General features: G+C 75.3%; 14 protein-coding genes and 1 tRNA gene. 14 read left to right on the forward strand and 1 reads right to left on the reverse strand.

The window, feature by feature from the left end; all coding sequences use genetic code 11:
* Positions 1-98: 98 nt before the first annotated feature.
* The 13 genes from ACPCUX_RS13100 to ACPCUX_RS13160 all read left to right on the forward strand — a co-directional run bounded on the left by ACPCUX_RS13100 (position 99) and on the right by ACPCUX_RS13160 (position 15,283).
* Positions 99-174, forward strand: a tRNA-Arg gene (locus ACPCUX_RS13100).
* A 219-nt stretch (positions 175-393) separates the two neighbouring features.
* On the forward strand, positions 394-783 hold the full coding sequence (locus tag ACPCUX_RS13105) for a hypothetical protein (protein ID WP_423388935.1): 390 nt from the start codon (positions 394-396) through the stop codon (positions 781-783).
* Between the two features lie 752 nt (positions 784-1,535).
* On the forward strand, positions 1,536-1,907 hold the full coding sequence (locus ACPCUX_RS13110; RefSeq protein WP_423388936.1) for a hypothetical protein: 372 nt from the start codon (positions 1,536-1,538) through the stop codon (positions 1,905-1,907).
* A 387-nt stretch (positions 1,908-2,294) separates the two neighbouring features.
* Entirely contained in the window at positions 2,295-3,512 is a 1,218-nt protein-coding gene (locus tag ACPCUX_RS13115) for a toxic anion resistance protein (RefSeq protein ID WP_423388937.1), read from the forward strand.
* A gap of 53 nt (positions 3,513-3,565) precedes the next feature.
* Entirely contained in the window at positions 3,566-4,132 is a 567-nt protein-coding gene (locus ACPCUX_RS13120) for a hypothetical protein (RefSeq protein WP_061268560.1), read from the forward strand.
* Positions 4,129-5,826: an AAA family ATPase gene (locus tag ACPCUX_RS13125; protein WP_423388938.1), complete on the forward strand. Its 1,698-nt coding sequence runs from the start codon at positions 4,129-4,131 to the stop codon at positions 5,824-5,826. The genes ACPCUX_RS13120 and ACPCUX_RS13125 overlap by 4 nt, the downstream gene beginning before the upstream one ends.
* Complete coding sequence (locus tag ACPCUX_RS13130; protein WP_423388939.1) at positions 5,823-7,181, forward strand: hypothetical protein; 1,359 nt, start codon at positions 5,823-5,825, stop codon at positions 7,179-7,181. Before ACPCUX_RS13125 ends, ACPCUX_RS13130 begins: the two co-directional genes overlap by 4 nt.
* On the forward strand, positions 7,178-8,218 hold the full coding sequence (locus tag ACPCUX_RS13135; RefSeq protein ID WP_423388940.1) for a glutamate ABC transporter substrate-binding protein: 1,041 nt from the start codon (positions 7,178-7,180) through the stop codon (positions 8,216-8,218). The genes ACPCUX_RS13130 and ACPCUX_RS13135 overlap by 4 nt, the downstream gene beginning before the upstream one ends.
* Positions 8,215-9,321: a hypothetical protein gene (locus ACPCUX_RS13140; protein WP_363375395.1), complete on the forward strand. Its 1,107-nt coding sequence runs from the start codon at positions 8,215-8,217 to the stop codon at positions 9,319-9,321. The genes ACPCUX_RS13135 and ACPCUX_RS13140 overlap by 4 nt, the downstream gene beginning before the upstream one ends.
* Positions 9,318-11,669: a serine/threonine-protein kinase gene (locus ACPCUX_RS13145; protein ID WP_076406678.1), complete on the forward strand. Its 2,352-nt coding sequence runs from the start codon at positions 9,318-9,320 to the stop codon at positions 11,667-11,669. The genes ACPCUX_RS13140 and ACPCUX_RS13145 overlap by 4 nt, the downstream gene beginning before the upstream one ends.
* Complete coding sequence (locus tag ACPCUX_RS13150) at positions 11,666-12,964, forward strand: PP2C family serine/threonine-protein phosphatase (RefSeq protein WP_423388941.1); 1,299 nt, start codon at positions 11,666-11,668, stop codon at positions 12,962-12,964. Before ACPCUX_RS13145 ends, ACPCUX_RS13150 begins: the two co-directional genes overlap by 4 nt.
* 70 nt (positions 12,965-13,034) lie before the next feature.
* Positions 13,035-14,318, forward strand: coding sequence for a VWA domain-containing protein (locus ACPCUX_RS13155; protein WP_021483252.1), 1,284 nt, complete (start codon positions 13,035-13,037; stop codon positions 14,316-14,318).
* On the forward strand, positions 14,315-15,283 hold the full coding sequence (locus ACPCUX_RS13160; RefSeq protein ID WP_423388942.1) for an FHA domain-containing protein: 969 nt from the start codon (positions 14,315-14,317) through the stop codon (positions 15,281-15,283). The genes ACPCUX_RS13155 and ACPCUX_RS13160 overlap by 4 nt, the downstream gene beginning before the upstream one ends.
* Positions 15,284-15,290: 7 nt before the next feature.
* Here the strand turns inward: ACPCUX_RS13160 and ACPCUX_RS13165 are convergent, their stop codons facing one another.
* A complete protein-coding gene (locus ACPCUX_RS13165) occupies positions 15,291-15,776 on the reverse strand; it encodes an Hsp20/alpha crystallin family protein (RefSeq protein WP_369824872.1) in 486 nt (161 codons plus the stop codon).
* A gap of 338 nt (positions 15,777-16,114) precedes the next feature.
* On the opposite strand from ACPCUX_RS13165, the gene ACPCUX_RS13170 reads away from it, so the two are divergent.
* Positions 16,115-16,828: a biotin transporter BioY gene (locus ACPCUX_RS13170; protein ID WP_423388943.1), complete on the forward strand. Its 714-nt coding sequence runs from the start codon at positions 16,115-16,117 to the stop codon at positions 16,826-16,828.
* Positions 16,829-16,832: the final 4 nt, after the last annotated feature.

Here is a 16,832-nt window from a genome sequence, read left to right on the forward strand (position 1 = left end):
AACGCACGCGCCGGACGACGCACGACCACCCGACCTGCGGCTCCACCACCGCGGCCCCACCTCCCGAGCACGCCCGGCTCCCACTACGATGGGCGCGCGCCTCGATAGCTCAATGGATAGAGCAACGGCCTTCTAATCCGTAGGTTGCAGGTTCGAGTCCTGCTCGGGGCACCACGCGGAACCGTCGGAATCCCAGCAGTTCGAGGGCTCGAGCACCGAACCACTGAGGCACGCAGGAGTGCCCGCTGCTGGCGATCTGCTACGTCGAACGGCGAGGAGTGCACCGAGGTCTAGCCGTGCTCGTGCGGACGGACGGACGGACCACGATCGTGTTCGGCAGACGCGCTAGGACCTTCTGCAACGTGCGAGTTTGATGTGGTGAGGAGGTCGTCGGTGGTCGTCGTCCAGGCCGTTGCCGTGACAGGGCTGACGCTCTGCGGACTCGGCTTCTTCGGGGTGGGAAGCTACTGGGTCAAGTCGCTTCGCGGGCCACGTTCCGTCGCTGCCATGTACGTGGTCGGGGCGCTCTTCATCCTCGTAGGCCTTGGAGGATGGCTCGTCGGCTTCGCCGTCCTGCTGGGATCCCCACTCGGGCGCGGCTTCGCCTGGGCCTCTTGCGGCGCGTTCGCCGTGCTTGTGCTCGTCACTGAGCTCCTCGAGAAAAGGAGCAGATCGGGTCGGCGAAACGTGGCGTCGGCGACCGGAGAGGCCTTCGAGCGATGGGCCGTTCTCGGGGCCGGCACATGCGGTGCGGTGTGTGCGGCACTCATCGCACTCATCTAGCCGCCCTTGGACGGACGGACCAATGCCGCGAAGGGGCCGCCGATCGGGGTCGTGTGGGACTGCTATCGGCCGATGTCGGCGCACCCCGCCGCGGCGGTCGCCCCGCACCCGGGACACTCCCAGAGCCTGCGCCAGCTCGTCCTGGCTGTCCCGGCCACGACCGTCGGCTCGACCGCGAGCGCCGATCTGCCCGCGACCGTCCCGTCCCCCGCTTCGCCGCCTACTCCCCCGTGACGCCCGGGACGTCGTGCGTGCCCGACGACGTCGCGGGAGTCGTCAACGCGATCGCGTGGGAGGAGATCGAGCGGCTCTGGACACGCGGGCTGCCGGTGTGCGACACGCGGTGGCGGTTCGTCCCGCACGGCGTCGGGTGGTGGGGCTCTCCGACGCGACCGTGCGGCCCGGGGAGGCGCTGCGGGTCTGGATCGTCGAGGACGTCGCCGCCTACGGACGACGGCGACACCGTCGACGGAGAGATGCTCGAGCAGCACGTTCGCACCACGGTGCGGCACTAGCTCGGCCACGTGCTCGACGGGGAAGGCCGCACCTGGTTCTACGACGGGCACGTGCCCCAGGAGAACGTGCGCGCGGCGGAGCTCGTGATCGGGGCCTTCACGAGCCCGCAGCGACAGGACTCACCCTCGGCCGGCGAGGCGGAGAATGCGGTCACCGACGCCGAACGGACGACGGGACACGGGACACGGGACCCGGTCATGGTCGGCGACGGCGCGAGGCGCAGGACGGAGAGGGACGTGAGCACGCTCGGGGATCTGATCGCCGCGGTCGGCCGGATCGAGGCGGGCCAGCCTGGCCCCGACCCGGTCACGCTCGCGCTCGAGCCGTTCCCGGGCGGCGTGCGCGTCCGGACCGTGCAGGGCGGGAGCGTGGACCTGCTCGTGGCGCAGGACTCGCGGGCCGTCCGGGCCGCGCTCGCGGCCGGCGTCCCCGGGCTACGCCCGACCGCCCCGGGAGTGGGGGCGAGCGGTTTCACGCCCTGGTCGCGGCGCCTCGGATGGGCCGCCTACCTGGTCGATCTGGGGACCTGGGAGGACCTGCTCCGCGACTTCGCGGGCAGCCGCTGGCCTACGCGCGGATCCGCTGGCACGAGGACACGCTCCACGTGACGATCACCGACGGCGCCCGCGCCCAGGAGCTCACGCGACCGCTGGACGGCACCGGGTTCACCGGCGCCACCCCCGCAGAGCTCGCCGCGGACTTCCTTCGGCCGCCCGGCTGAGGACGTGCGCACGCTCTCGCCGAGCACCCCGACGCACCGACGCACGAGCCGAGGGGCGGAACTCGCGGACGGCCCGAACGTTGGTCTGACATGGGGAGTTCTCACCCTCCCGATCCCCGGAAAGGGTAAAGATCCGGCCACCGGTCGTAGATATACTCGCCCGACCGGCGCAGGCCGGTTCCACCCGGTTCGCCCGGGTCGAGGGGGAGCCCGCGAGGGCGTCCTCCACCCGCCACCGACGGCGTCCGACGGCACGCACGAGCGAAGGACCGACATGACCGAGGCAGCACCGCTCCAGCCCCCCGCCCCGACGGAGACGCTCACGCTCAGCGCCCCGGAGCCCGTCAAGCCCGTCGCGGCGACCCAGGCACCGGCGCTCGCGCCGCGCATCGACGAGGCAGCCATCCCGGGTCTCGAGTCGAAGGTGTCGTCCTACCTCGACCAGCTCCTGACCACGGACACCCGCTCCCCCGAGTTCGGCGCGAAGGCGGACGACGTCCGCAAGATGGGCGACAAGGACATCCGCGCCGCGGCCGACGTCTCCAACCGCATGCTGGAGATGCCGGTCAAGGAGCTGCGCGAGGGCGGCGTGTCCGACAGCTCGAAGGTGAGCAAGTCGCTGCTCGAGCTGCGCCGCACCGTGGAGGACCTCGACCCGAGCGAGGCGAGCGTCGGCAAGAAGTTCCTGGGCCTCATCCCGTTCGGCGGGAAGATCCAGGACTACTTCCGCCGCTACGAGAGCTCGCAGAAGCAGCTCAACGCGATCGTCCAGTCGCTGTACAACGGCCAGGACGAGCTCCGCAAGGACAACGCGGCGCTCAACCTGGAGAAGCAGAACCTCTGGGACACGATGGCGCGGCTCAACCAGTACATCTTCATCGCCGAGCGCCTCGACACCGAGCTGTCCACGAAGATCGCGGAGATCGAGGCGAGCGACCCGGAGCGGGCCCAGGCGCTGCGCGAGGACGTGCTGTTCTACGTGCGCCAGAAGCACCAGGACCTGCTCACGCAGCTCGCGGTGTCCATCCAGGGCTACCTCGCGATGGACATCATCATGAAGAACAACCTCGAGCTCATCAAGGGCGTCGACCGCGCGACGACCACGACGATCTCGGCGCTGCGCACCGCCGTCATCGTGGCGCAGGCGCTCGCGAACCAGAAGCTCGTGCTCGACCAGATCACGGCGCTCAACACGACGACGTCGAACATGATCGCGTCGACCTCGAAGATGCTGGCGGACCAGTCGGCGAGCATCCAGCAGCAGGCCGCGAGCGCGACCGTCGGCCTCCCGCAGCTCCAGCAGGCGTTCGCCAACATCTACGCGACGCTCGACTCGATCTCGACGTTCAAGACGCAGGCCCTCGACTCCATGGCGCAGACGATCGGCGTCCTGGAGACCGAGACGACGAAGGCGAACGAGTACCTGGACCGCGCGCGCCGCTCCGACCAGTCGCAGGCGGGCAGCGGCTCGCTCGACATCGGTCGGCTGTGACGCGCCGTCCCCCGACCACCCCTCCCCGCACCACAGATCGGACCCCGAGCTAGATGGGCTGGTTCTCCGACGTGATCGGCCGCCTCGGCGGCCGGTCCTCCGCGCCCGAGCCCGAGCACGAGCTCCCGGCCCCGCCGACGTCGACCGACATCCTCGCGTCGGTCGAGCGGGTCGAGCAGCAGATCGAGGGGCGCGTGCCGCCCGCCGTGACGGCGCGCGTGCACCGCATCACCGGCACGGTCGAGGAGATGGTCCCGCGCCTCGACCGCCTCGGCGGCGGGTCGCAGCAGGCGCACACGGTCGTCGCGACGGCGACGAGCTACCTGCCCGAGGCCGTCGGCGCCTACCTGCGCCTGCCGCGCGACTTCGCCGACCGGCGGGTCGTCGCGCAGGGCAAGACGTCGCTCATGCTGCTGTGCGACCAGCTCGACCTGCTCGGCGTGACGCTCGACAAGATCTCCGACGCCGTCTCGCGGGCCGACGCCGCGGCCCTCGTCGCGCACGGCGCGTTCCTCGCGGAGAAGTTCCGCGACTCGTCGATCGCGCTGGACCCCGGCGCGGGCCGGGGCACGCCGCAGCCTGGTCCGCCGTCGGAGCCCGGACGACTGGAGGCACCGTGACCACCCCGGACACCCCGACCCTCGCGGCGGCGCTCGACGCGCTGGACGCCGCCGCGCGCGCCGCGGGCGTCGACGAGGAGGCCGCCCGCGACGAGGGCGCGCGCCTCGCCGCGGCCGTCGCCGAGTCCTCCCCCGGCGCCCCGGCGGCGTGGCTCGCCGCGCTGGGCCACGACCCGGCGGCCACGGGCGCGTTCTTCACCGCGGCGTCGAGCGCCCGGCGCTGGCGCACGTCCCCGACCGACGTCCTCGCCGCCCTCGGGGCGGCGCGCTCGAAGCACGCGACCGCGTACGGGCAGGCGCTCGCCGACGTCGCCCGCGCGGCCGCGCGCCTCGGCTCCCCCGGCCCGCACGTCGCCGGGGCCGCCGCCGCGACGGCCGCCGTCCAACAGGCCGGAGCCGGCCCGGTGGCCGCCCCCGCTGCGACCCACGCGCCATCAGGCCCGACGCCCGCCGCGGGCGGCCCGCTCGCCGCGCCCCGCACGACGGGCGGTGCAGACCCGTTCGACCTCGGCGACCTGCTCGCCGCGCAGGGCTCGCTCGACGCGCTGCGCCGCCCGGCCCCCGAAGTGCCGTCCGTCGCGTCGATCCTCGACGCGCTCGGGGCGCGCGGGAGCGGGCCCGGGAGCGCGCCGTCCGGCACGACGCACGCCCCGGCGTCGGGCACGACGGCGGACGCGACCGCCGGGAGCGCGGAGACGGCCACCGAGACCGCCGGCGAGGCGGCGGTCGCGGAGGAGCCCGCGCGCTCGATCGAGGAGCTGCTCGCCGAGCTCGACGCGCTCACGGGTCTCACGCGCGTCAAGGACGAGATCCACCGCCAGACCGAGCTGCTGCGCGTCGAGAAGCTGCGCACCGAGGCGGGCCTGACCCGCCCGACGCTCACGCGCCATCTCGTGTTCCTCGGCAACCCGGGCACGGGCAAGACGACGGTCGCGCGGCTCGTCGCGGGCATCTACCGCGCGCTCGGGCTGCTCGAGAAGGGCCACCTCGTCGAGGTCGACCGCTCGGAGCTCGTCGCGGGCTATCTCGGGCAGACGGCCGTGAAGACGTCGGAGGTCGTCGCGACCGCGCTCGGCGGCGTCCTGTTCGTCGACGAGGCGTACGGGCTCGCGGAGGACCAGTACGGCGCCGAGGCGATCAACACCCTCGTCAAGGACATGGAGGACCACCGCGACGAGCTCGTGGTCATCGTCGCGGGCTACCCCGGCCCGATGGCCGACTTCCTCGCGACGAACCCCGGCCTCGAGTCGCGGTTCTCCACGACCATCACGTTCGAGGACTACGCCGACGCCGAGCTGCGCGACATCTTCGCGAGCATGGCCTCCCGGGCGGACTTCGAGCCGACCCCCGAGGCGCTCGACGTCTTCGCCCGGCTCGCCGCGGCGCAGCCGCGCACCGAGGGGTTCGGCAACGCGCGCTGGGCCCGCAACGTGCTCGACGCCGCGATCGCGCGCCACGCGTGGCGGCTCAAGGACGTCGACGCCCCGACGATCGACGAGCTGCGCCTGCTCCTGCCCGTCGACCTCGTGGACGGCGAGGGCGCTCCCGCGCTCCTCGCGACGCTCGAGCCGCCCGCACCCGAGGACGCGCCGGCCGAGCCCTCTGCCACCAAGACCACCGACGGCACCGACGGCACCGACGGCACCGACGACGCACCAGACACCGCACCCTCCAGCGCCGAGGAGAACGCATGACGACCACCCCGGTCCGCCCGGCGGGCCAGCAGATCGTCCCGGCCGGCGGACCCGCGCCGGGCGGTGCCCTGACCGCCCCGGGCGGGGGCGCCGTCGTCCCGCAGGGGTCGCAGGGCGCCGCCGTGTCCCGCGCGCGCGGCGCGCTGCGACGGACGCCCGGCAAGCTGCGCCTCGTCATGGCGCTGTGCGTGCTCGCCGCGCTCGCGCTCGGCGTCCTCGGGTTCCAGGCCGGCAGCCTCCAGTCGCGCGCCCTCGCCGCGGCGAGCGAGGACGCGGCCCAGCTCGTCGGGGTCCAGGAGGTCCGCAACGCGCTCGTCGCCGCGGACGCGACCGCGACCGGGGCGTTCCTCGTCGGGGGCCTCGAGCCCGCCGACCAGCGCGCGCGGTACGACGAGCTCGTCGACCAGGCCGCGAACCGCCTCGCCACGCTCTCGGGCAGCAACGAGGCGGACGCCGCGCTGCTGGGCCAGGTGGCCGCCGACCTCACGGTCTACACGGGCCTCGTCGAGCAGGCGCGCGCCACCAACCGGCAGGGCTTCCCCGTCGGGTCCGCGTACCTCGACCAGGCCTCGACGATCCTGCGCGAGCAGATGCTCCCCGCGCTCGACGAGGTCGTGCTCGACGACGCCGACCGCGTCGCCGCGGACTTCTCGGGCGTGCGCAACGCGCTGTGGGTGCTCGCGGCCGGCCTGCTGGCCCTCGCCGTGCTCCTCGCGAGCCAGGTCTGGCTCGCGCGGCGCACGCACCGCGTGCTCAACGTGGGGCTCACCGTCGCCACGGCCGTGCTGCTCGTCGTGGGCGTCGTCTCGACGGTCCTGCTCTCCCAGGCGAGCGCCCGCGCGCACGACGTGCGGACCGGCCCGTACGCCGCGACGCTCGCCGCGTCGCAGGCGTACTCGCTCGCGAACGACGCGAAGTCCATGGAGGCGTTCACGCTCATCAAGCGCGGCTCGGGGCAGACGTACGAGGAGTCGTTCGTCGCCGCGACGGACGACGCGGCGGCACGCCTCGACACCGCGGCGGCCGAGGGCAACCTCGACGGGACGACGGCGCAGGCGCTCGACGCCTGGGTCGCGCGGCACGCCGAGATCCGCGCGCTCGACGACGCCGGCCAGTGGGACGACGCGGTCGCCCTCGCGACCGCGACCGACCCCGAGAGCCCCAACGCCGCGTTCGACGCGTTCTCGGCCGCGGCGCGCGACGACATCGAGACCCACGCCGCCGCGACGAGCGACCGCCTCGACGGCGCGGCGACGACGGCCACCGTCGCGGGCTGGCTGCTGCTCGCGGCAGGGCTCGTCGCGGCGCTGCTCGCGTGGCGCGGCGTGACGGCACGACTGGAGGAGTACCGGTGACCACGACGCCCGCCCCCCACGCCCGGCCCGCCGGGACCCGCCGCACCGGCACGCGCGCGCGCCGCGCCGGCGTCGTCACGACCGGGCTGGCCTCGGCGCTCGTCGCGCTGCTGACGCTCGGCGCCTGCTCCGGGCCGTCCGGCGCGGAGGACCTGCGCCTGACGACCACCCCGCAGGACGAGTCGGCCACGGAGTCCCCCGCGGCACCCGCCGCACCCGCCGAGTGTGCCGACCCGCTCGCCTCGTACGCGCCCGAGGGCGCGCTGCCCGGCCCGGACGCCCTGCCCGGCGGCAGCACCATGGCCGCGATCCGCGACCGCGGCGCGCTCGTCGTCGGCGTCTCGGCGGACACGCTGCTCATGGGCGCGCGGAACCCGCTGTCCGGCCAGATCGAGGGCTTCGACATCGACGTGCTGCACGAGGTCTCGCGCGCGATCTTCGGCGACCCCGACCGGCTGCAGTTCCGCGTCATCACGTCGGGGCAGCGGCTCGAGGTGCTCGAGAACGGCGAGGTCGACCTCGTCGCGCGCGCGTTCACCATCAACTGCGAGCGCTGGGAGTCCATCGCGTTCTCCGCGGAGTACTACCACGCGGGGCAGAAGGTGCTCGTCACGCGCGACTCGACCGCGAACGGGATCGCGGACCTCGAGGGCCAGCGCGTGTGCGCGCCCGAGGGCACGACGACGCTCACGCGCCTCGAGCAGTTCTCCGGCATCGAGCCCGTCCCGGCGACCACGCACACGCAGTGCCTCGTGCTGTTCCAGCAGGGCAAGGTCGACGCGATCACCGGCGACGACACGATCCTCGCGGGCTTCGCGGCCCAGGACCCGTACGCGAAGGTCGTCGGCGAGGCGATCAGCGACGAGCCCTACGGCATCGGCGTCCCGGCGCAGAACGTCGACATGGTGCGGTTCGTCAACGGCGTCCTGGAGCAGATGAAGGCCGACGGGCGCTGGGCCGCGATCTACGGCGAGTGGCTCGGCGGCCTCGGCCCGGCCCCGACCCCGCCGGCCGCGGTGTACGGCCGCACGCCGTGACGCGCTCCCCCGCACCCGAGGCGCCGGGACGGCTCGGCGAGGCGATCCCCGCCGCCGACCTCCTGGCGTACCTCGGCGCGCTCGAGACCTGGCTCGACGAGCGCCGCACCGAGCTCGACCGGCTCGACGCCGCCGCGCAGGCCGCCGCGACGCCCGACGCCTACACCGCCGACCTCGTGCTCGCGCTGTCGCTGTGGCAGGCGATCCGCTCGCGCGCCGACGAGATCCGGCCCGTGTGGGACTCGGGCCGGGCCGACGCCGTCGCGCGCGAGAAGATCTCCCAGCTCCTGTGGGGCCGGCTCGACTCGGGCTCGGGGGCCGCGCTCGTCTCGCTCGTCGAGGCGGTCAAGCTGTGCGACGCGCTCGTCGTGCAGCTGCGCACGCGCCTGTCCTTCGACCCGCACACGGCCGACCAGGTGGCGCGGCTGCGCGGCGTGCGCGCCGAGCTCGTGCGCTGCGAGGACCTCGCGGGCTCGGACGCCGATGCGCGCGGGCGCGTCGAGACCCTCCGCGGGCGCCTCGACCACCTCGTCGCGCAGGCTGCGCGCGGCGCCGACGTGTCGGGCCCGCTCGCGGAGCTCGAGACGGAGGTCGCGCGCGCCGAGCGCGACCTCATCGTCGCGTCCGCGCAGCGTCGTGAGCTGCGCCGGGACCGCTCCCGCACCGAGGAGCAGCGCGCCGCGCTCGAGGCGCGCGAGCCCGCCCTGCGCGAGCTCGTCGCGCGCTGCCGCCGCGAGATCGCGCACCCGCCGCGGCTCGCCGTCCCCGACGTCTCGCGCCTCGGCCCCGTGCCCGACTCGCGGTTCGAGCTCGACGCCTACGCGGCCCGGCTCGCGACCGTGGCCCGCGCCGTCGAGACCGTCGAGGACGCCTACACCCGTCCCCTGCGCGCCCGCGCCGAGCTGCGGTACAGCCTGGAGCGGCTCGCCGCGCGGGCCGACGCCAACGGCCGCTCGGCGTCCCCCACGGTGCGCTCGGGCCTCGCTGAGGCGCGCGAGGCCGTCGAGACGACGCCGTGCGACGTGACGCTCGCGCGGTTCCTCGTCGAGCAGTACCAGTTCCTCACCCGCGACCTGCCCACCCCGGAAGGAGCGTCGTCGTGACGACCACCGCGACCGTCCCGTGCTCGGAGCCCGGCTGCCCGGGCACCATCGAGGACGGCTACTGCAACGTCTGCGGCGCGCCCGCGGGCGGCTCCGGCACCACGCCGACGCCCGCCGCGAGCGGCACCACCGGCGTGCCCGCGCCCGGGAGCGCGGCCGCCGCCTCGCCGTCCGCCATGCTCGGCACCGGGTTCGTGCAGGGCCGCCCGGGCACCGCCGGGGCGGGCGACCCCGACGCCGAGCGCTCCACGCGCACCGGCCGCACGAGCTCGAGCCGCCTCGCGTCGACCGCCCTCGGCTCCGCGCGCACCGCCGCGACCGGCTCCAAGGCGACCCGCCGCGTCGGAACGTCCTCGACGCGCCTGCGCGGGCGTGGCCTCGGCGCGGGCCTCACGACGGTCCCGTCGGTGCCCGTCCGGGACCCGCTGCAGTCCGTCATGGCCGTGCCCGAGGTCGCCGAGCGCAAGCGCTTCTGCCCCGCGTGCGGCGAGAAGGTCGGCCGCGGGCGCGACGGCCAGCCCGGCCGCACCTCCGGGTTCTGCCCCCACTGCGGCAACCGGTTCGACTTCACGCCGCAGCTCAAGCCGGGCGACCTCGTCGGCGGGCAGTACGAGGTCGTGGGCTGCCTCGCGCACGGCGGCCTCGGCTGGATCTACCTCGCGCGCGACCAGAACGTGTCCGGCCGGTGGGTCGTGCTCAAGGGCCTGCTCAACTCCGGCGACCCCGACGCGTACGCGGCGGCGATCTCGGAGCGCCAGTTCCTCGCGGAGGTCGAGCACCCGCTCATCGTCGAGATCTACAACTTCGCGATGCACGACGGCGCCGGCTACACCGTCATGGAGTACGTCGGCGGCGAGTCGCTCAAGGAGATCCTCCAGCAGCGCCGGGAGGACAACAACGGGGTCATCGACCCGATGCCCGTGGACCAGGCCCTCGCCTACGTGCTCGCGATCCTGCCCGCGTTCGCGTACCTGCACGACCACAACCTGCTGTTCTGCGACTTCAAGCCGGAGAACGTCATCCAGCAGGGCGACGGCGTCAAGCTCATCGACCTCGGCGGCGTGCGCCGCACCGACGACCTCACGTCCGCGATCTTCGGCACCGTCGGCTACCAGGCGCCCGAGGTCGCGGAGGTCGGGCCGTCGGTCGCGTCCGACATCTACACGATCGGCCGCACCCTCGCGACGCTCGTCCTCGACTTCCGCGGGAACACGACGACGTACGTCGCGTCGCTCCCGCCCGTCGCGGACACCCCGGTGTTCCAGCAGTACGACTCGTTCTACCGCCTGCTCGCCAAGGCGTGCGCGCTCGACCCGGCCGACCGGTTCGCGACCGCGGACGAGATGCGCACCCAGCTCCTCGGCGTCCTGCGCGAGGTCGTGGCGGCGGACGCCGGCCCGGGCAACCCGGCGCTGCACTCCGCGGCCTCGGTCCTGTTCGAGGCGCCGGTCGCGGACGTCGCGTCCCGCCCGCTCGCCTGGGACGAGCTGCCGACGTTGCGGCGCGACGACCACGACCCCATGGCGAGCTGGCTCGCCGGGGTCAACGTCGTGGACCCGGACGCGCGCCTCGCCGCGCTCGCCGACGCGCCCGAGGACACGGTCGAGGTGCGCCTCGCCCGGGCGCGCGCCGCGATCGAGGCGGAGCGGTTCGACGTGCTGCGCGACACGATCGCGACCATCCTCGCGGACGACCCGTGGGAGTGGCGCGCCGCGTGGATCGGGGGCCTCGGCGAGCTCGCGCAGGGCGACCCGGTCGCGGCGCGCGCGTCGTTCAACGCCGTGTACGGGCAGGTGCCGGGCGAGCTCGCGCCCAAGCTCGCGCTCGCCGCGGCCTGCGAGCTGAGCGGCGAGCCCGACATCGCCGAGTCGCTCTACGTGATCTGCGCGCGCACCGACGCGAACTACACCGCGCCGGCCGCGTTCGGGCTCATGCGCGTGCGCGAGGCGCGCGGCGACCTCGACGGCGCGCTGCACGCGCTCGACCTCGTCGGCCCGACGCGCGGGTCGTACGTCGAGTCCCGCACGCTCCGCGCGCACCTGCTCGCGGCGTCGGGCCGTGGGCTGCCCGCGCTCGCCGACGCCATGGCGAGCGTCTCGACCGTCGCGATCGCACCGCGCGAGCGGGCCGAGCTCGCGGTGGGCGTCCTGCGCTCCGCGCTCGACACCGTGACGACCTCCGGCCCGGAGCCGACCACACGCATCGCGGGCGTGCCCGCCGACGAGCCCGCGCTGCGCGACGCGCTCGAGGGCGCGTACCGCGAGCTCGCGTCGCTCACCGACTCGCGGGACGAGCGCATCACGCTCGTGGACCGCGCGAACGAGGTGCGCCGGTGGACGATCCGATGAGCGACTCTCCCGCGCCCGCGCCCGCACCGGTGCCCGGCGGCACGGTCGCGGAGCCGAGCGGCGTGCTCGCCTGCCCGGCGTGCGGGGAACCGTCGCCCGAGGGCGCCCGGTTCTGCGAGGCGTGCGGCACCCCGCTCGCCCCGCTCCCGACCGCGACGGGCTCGGACGCCGGGACCGGAGCTGCCGCGGACCTCACGACCGACGCCGCGACGGACCCCGCAGCAGCCGGGACCGGTGACGGCGGGCCCGGGTCCGACAGCGCGACCGACGACAGGATCGCCGCGCCGTCGGGCGAGGCCTCCACCGAGACCGGCGGCGACGCGGCCGAGGGCGGCGTGCGCCCGTGCGTGCGCTGCGGCGGCCTGGTCGCCGAGGACGGGTACTGCACCGAGTGCGGCGAACCCGCGGCGTCGGAGCGCGACCACTGGGCCGAGCGGCCCGCGAGCTGGGTCGCCGGCGTGTGCGACCGGGGCGTGCGGCACTCGCGCAACGAGGACGCGATGGCCCTGGCGGCGAGCCCGTCCGCGACCGCCGAGCGGGCGTTCGCGGCGCTCGTCGTGTGCGACGGCGTGTCCTCCGCGCCCGACTCCGACGTCGCGAGCCTCGCCGCGGCGCGCGCCGCGCGCGACGTGCTCGCGGCGCGCGGCCCCGACGGTCCCGACCCCGTGACCGGCGAGGCTTCGGCGCGCATGGGCGCGTGGTCCGCGCTCCTCGGCGACGCGTCGCGCGCCGCGCAGGACGCGATCCTCGCGACCGTCGGCACGATGGCCGACCGCGAGAACCCGCCGTCGTGCACGTTCGTCGCGGCCGTCGTCGACGGGCCGCTCGTCGTGGCGGGCTGGGTGGGCGACTCGCGCGCCTACTGGATCCCGGACGAGGGCGACGCGCACCAGCTCAGCGTGGACGACTCGTGGGCGCAGGAGATGATCGCGCAGGGCGTGCCGCGCGCCCAGGCGGAGACGTCGCCGCAGGCGCACGCCATCACGCGCTGGCTCGGCCCCGACGCCCCCGACCCGGTGGCCCGCACGGCCGCGACCCTGCCCGACCGCGACGGCTGGCTGCTCGTGTGCTCGGACGGCCTGTGGAACTACTGCTCCCCCGCGGCCGACCTGGCGGCCCTCGTGCGCAGCACGCAGGACCGCGTCGGCGACGACCCGCAGGTGCTCGCGGGCGCGCTCGTCGACTGGGCGAACGCCCAGGGCGGCCGCGACAACATCACGGCGACGCTCGCCCGGCTCTCCCGGGCGTCGTCCGCGACCCCGCCGCCGCCCCCGGCGGACCCCGCCACCGCCTGACGCGCACCGCGCGTCGGGCCCCGACGACCCGATAGCCTGCACGAACACCCGCACCACCGAAGGAGCCCCCATGGCCGAGTTCGCCGCCGAGGTCTACCAGAACGAGTTCCTGTCCGAGGGCGCGACGGACGTCCACGCGATCGTCACCGTGACGTGCCGCGGCGCCGGGAGCGCGGGGAGCGCCGGCGGCGCGGGCGGGGTGGCCGAGATCATCATGGTCGACACGTCGGGGTCGATGTCGGGGCGCAACATCGAGGCCGCGAAGCACGCCGCCCAGGTCGCGGTCGACCAGATCCTCGACGGCACGTGGTTCGCGATCGTCGGCGGCAGCCACGTCGCGAACCGTGCGTTCCCCTACCCGAACGCCCGCATGGCCATGGTGCAGATGGAGCCGGGCGCGCGCGCCGAGGCGAAGCGCGCGATCTCGATGCTCACGCCCGGCGGCGGCACGGCGATGAGCACGTGGCTGCGCCTCGCGGACCAGCTCTTCGCGACGGTGCCGCAGGCGACGCAGCGGCACGCGATCCTGCTCACCGACGGCAAGAACGAGTCCGAGCCCCGCGCCAACCTCTCGGCCGCGGTGCGGGACGTCACGGGCCACTTCCAGTGCGACGCGCGCGGCGTCGGCTCGCGCTGGCAGGTCGACGAGCTGCGCGAGATCTCCACCGCGCTGCTCGGCACGGTGGACCTCATCGCGGACCCGAACGAGATCGCCGCAGACTTCGAGAAGCTCATGCAGGCGTCCATGGCGCGCGGCGTCGCCTCGGCCGACCTGCGCGTGTGGGCCCCGCAGGGCTCGCAGGTGCTGTTCGTGCGCCAGGTCGCCCCGACCGTCGAGGACCTCACGCACCGCCGGGCCGAGGTCAACCCGCTCACGGGCGCATACCCGACCGGGTCGTGGGGCGACGAGTCGCGCGACTACCACGTCGCGGTGCGCGTGGCCTCGAAGCCCGTCGGCTCCGAGCAGCTCGCGGCGCGCGTCCAGCTCGCCGTGAACGGCGAGGTCGTGTCCTCGGGCCTGGTCAAGGCGAAGTGGTCCGACGACGAGTCGCTCACCACGCGCATCAACCCCGAGGTCGCGCACTACACCGGCCAGACCGAGCTCGCCGCGGCGATCCAGGAGGGCCTCGCGGCCAAGGCGTCGGGCGACGAGGCGACGGCGACCGTCAAGCTCGGCCGCGCCGTCCAGCTCGCGCAGCAGACGGGGAACGAGGAGGCGACGTCGCGCCTGCGCAAGGTCGTCGAGATCGACGACGAGGAGCACGGCACCGTGCGGCTCAAGCGCAACACCTCGACGCTCGACGAGATGGCGCTCGACACCGCCTCGACGAAGACGACGCGGGTGCGTCGGTGAGCGCCGTCGTCTGCCCCAACGGGCACCCCTCGGAGTCGACCGACTACTGCGACGTGTGCGGCGAGCCCATCGCCGCGGCGTCGGCACCCGCGGCGCCCGCGGCGGGCGCGGCGTCTCCTGCTCCGGGCGGGGCCTCCGCACCGGCGCAGGCCCTCGAGTGCCCGAACTGCGGCTCGCCCGCTCCTGCCGGCGCGCTGTTCTGCGAGAACTGCGGCTACGACTTCACCACCGGCGCCCTGCCCGACCCGGTGGAGCCTGCGTCGGCGCTCTCGCTCGACCCGCCGTCGCGTCCCACGCCGGCCACCCCGGCCGCACCCGCGGCTTCCCCGGCCGCACCCGTCGCACCGGAGGCAGGCGTCGCGTCGGGCGCGACGCCGCCGCCGCTCCCGGCCGCGTCCCCCGCGTCCGCGGCGTCCCCGCCGCCGGGCGCCTCCGCACCGCTCGAGGCTCCGGCGTCGACGCCGGCCACCGGGACGGGCGCGGTCGAGCAGCCCACCGGTGCGCCCGCGGACCCGGCCGCGCCGTCGGGCGCGCACCTGCCGACGCCGCCCGTGCCCGGGCCGGACCAGTGGGTCGTCGAGATCTGGATCGACCCGGACTGGTACGCGGCCCAGCAGCCCGAGGACCCCATGCCGTCGGCGGGCCTGCCGGGGCTCGTCGTGCTGCGCGAGCGCAGCGTGCTCGTGGGGCGCCCGTCGGTCTCGCGCGGCATCCACCCGCAGGTCGACTGCGGCGCGGACACCGGCGTCTCGCGACGGCACTGCCAGCTCAGCACGGACGGGCAGCGCTGGTGGGTCGAGGACCTGCAGTCCTCGAACGGCACCTACGTGAGCCCCGCGGGCGAACCGCTCCCGACGGACCCGATCCCCGCCGGCCAGCGACGCGAGCTGGCCGACGGGGACCGCGTGTACCTCGGGGCGTGGACGCGCCTCGTCGTCCGCAAGGCGCTCCCGGGCGAGGCGTGAGCCCGGCTCAGCCCTCGGACGTCTGAGGCTCGGCCTCGGCCGTGATCTGGGTCGCCGCGCCGCCCGCGCGGTGCGCGACCTCGATCCGGCGGGGCCGGGCCTCCTCGGCCACCGGGATCGTCAGCGTCAGCACGCCGTCCTCGTACGACGCCGTGATCTTGTCGAGCGCCAGGCCGCGCCCCACCGTGAGCTGGCGCGCGTACGTGCCGGACGGCCGCTCGCGGGCGAGCCACTGGACGTCCGGGTCGGTCCGGGGGCTGCGCTCGGCGCGGATGGTCAGCGTGCGGTCCTCGACGGACACGTCGATCGTGCCCGGGTCGACGCCCGGGAGGTCCATCGTCAGCACGTAGTGGTCCCCGGCGCGGAACAGGTCGAGCGGCATGCCGCCCGAGGCCGCCGAGGCAGCGGTCGCGCGGGCGCCGGACGCGAGCTGGCCGACGAGACGGTCCATCGCGTCGAAGGTGCTCGTGAAGGGGTCGGTCATCGCAGCCACACCTCTCACCTCCTCGTCGCACGGTCCCGGACGGTCCGGGACCGGTCGGTGCTCCCGCGAGGCAGGCACCCCGCGGGCGGCTACAGCTCCTGTTTTAGCACTCTCCCCCCGAGAGTGCCAAGAGGTGCGACGAGCCGTGTCGACCGGCCGGGCGGGCCGCGTTGTGCGGCTCCCACACCGACCCCGCACCCGCGCCCCGGCGCGGTTGGAGGATCCCTCCAACGCCTTGTGCGATCCGTGCACGGCGGGCCGCGGAGGTGGTCGCGAGCGCCGTCGCCCGAGGGCCGCCGTCCCGGCCAGAGTGGACACGCCCGACCACCGACACCAGGGAGCCCGCGATGACCGACGCCCGCACGGAGACGCCCGCCGCCACCCCGTCCGCCACGGCGCCCACCGCCCCGGACGCGCCGCGCGGCGCACCGCGGGACGTGCCCGACCGTCGCCGCGGCCGGTTCGCGCTCGACGCCGGCGACGCCGCGCGGGTCGCGACGTTCGCCGCGCTCCTGGCCGCGCTCGGCCTGCCCGGATCGATCGCGCTGTTCGGCAACGCGGTGCCCGTGACGCTCCAGACGCTCGGCGTCATGCTCGCGGGGGCGATCCTCGGCGCGTGGCGCGGCTCGCTCGCCGTCGCGACGTTCCTCGCGCTCGCCGCGGCCGGGCTCCCCGTCCTCGCGGGCGGGCGCGGCGGGCTCGGGGCGTTCGTCGGGCCGTCCGCGGGCTACCTCGTCGGGTTCCTCGCCGGCGCGGCCGTCGTCGGCCTGCTCGTCGACCGGCTCCGGCGCGTCACGTTCGCGCCCGTGCTCGTCGCGTGCCTCGTCGGCGGGATCGCGGTCGTCTACGCCGTCGGCATCCCCGTGCAGGCGCTCGTCACGGGCGTGCCGCTGCCCACGACCGCGCAGCTCTCGCTCGCGTTCCTTCCCGGCGACCTGCTCAAGGCGCTCGCTGCCGCCGCGATCACGGTGGGCGTCGTGCGGGCCTACCCCGCGGCCCGTCCGATCGGGCGCACCGGCCGCGTCGACCGTGCCGCGGCCGACCGCCGCCCCGCCTCCTGAACAC

The sequence above is a fragment of the Cellulosimicrobium sp. AB352 genome (assembly GCF_049538415.1).
Classification (GTDB): Bacteria; Actinomycetota; Actinomycetes; order Actinomycetales; family Cellulomonadaceae; genus Cellulosimicrobium; species Cellulosimicrobium funkei.

Excerpts from the sequence above, each read along its gene's own strand:
- ACPCUX_RS13170 (WP_423388943.1), top strand. The coding sequence starts at position 16,115 with ATGACCGACGCCCGCACGGAGACGCCCGCCGCCACCCCGTCCGCCACG.
- ACPCUX_RS13130 (WP_423388939.1), top strand. The coding sequence starts at position 5,823 with ATGACGACCACCCCGGTCCGCCCGGCGGGCCAGCAGATCGTCCCGGCC.
- ACPCUX_RS13115 (WP_423388937.1), top strand. The coding sequence starts at position 2,295 with ATGACCGAGGCAGCACCGCTCCAGCCCCCCGCCCCGACGGAGACGCTC.
- ACPCUX_RS13155 (WP_021483252.1), top strand. The coding sequence starts at position 13,035 with ATGGCCGAGTTCGCCGCCGAGGTCTACCAGAACGAGTTCCTGTCCGAG.
- ACPCUX_RS13150 (WP_423388941.1), top strand. The coding sequence starts at position 11,666 with ATGAGCGACTCTCCCGCGCCCGCGCCCGCACCGGTGCCCGGCGGCACG.
- ACPCUX_RS13120 (WP_061268560.1), top strand. The coding sequence starts at position 3,566 with ATGGGCTGGTTCTCCGACGTGATCGGCCGCCTCGGCGGCCGGTCCTCC.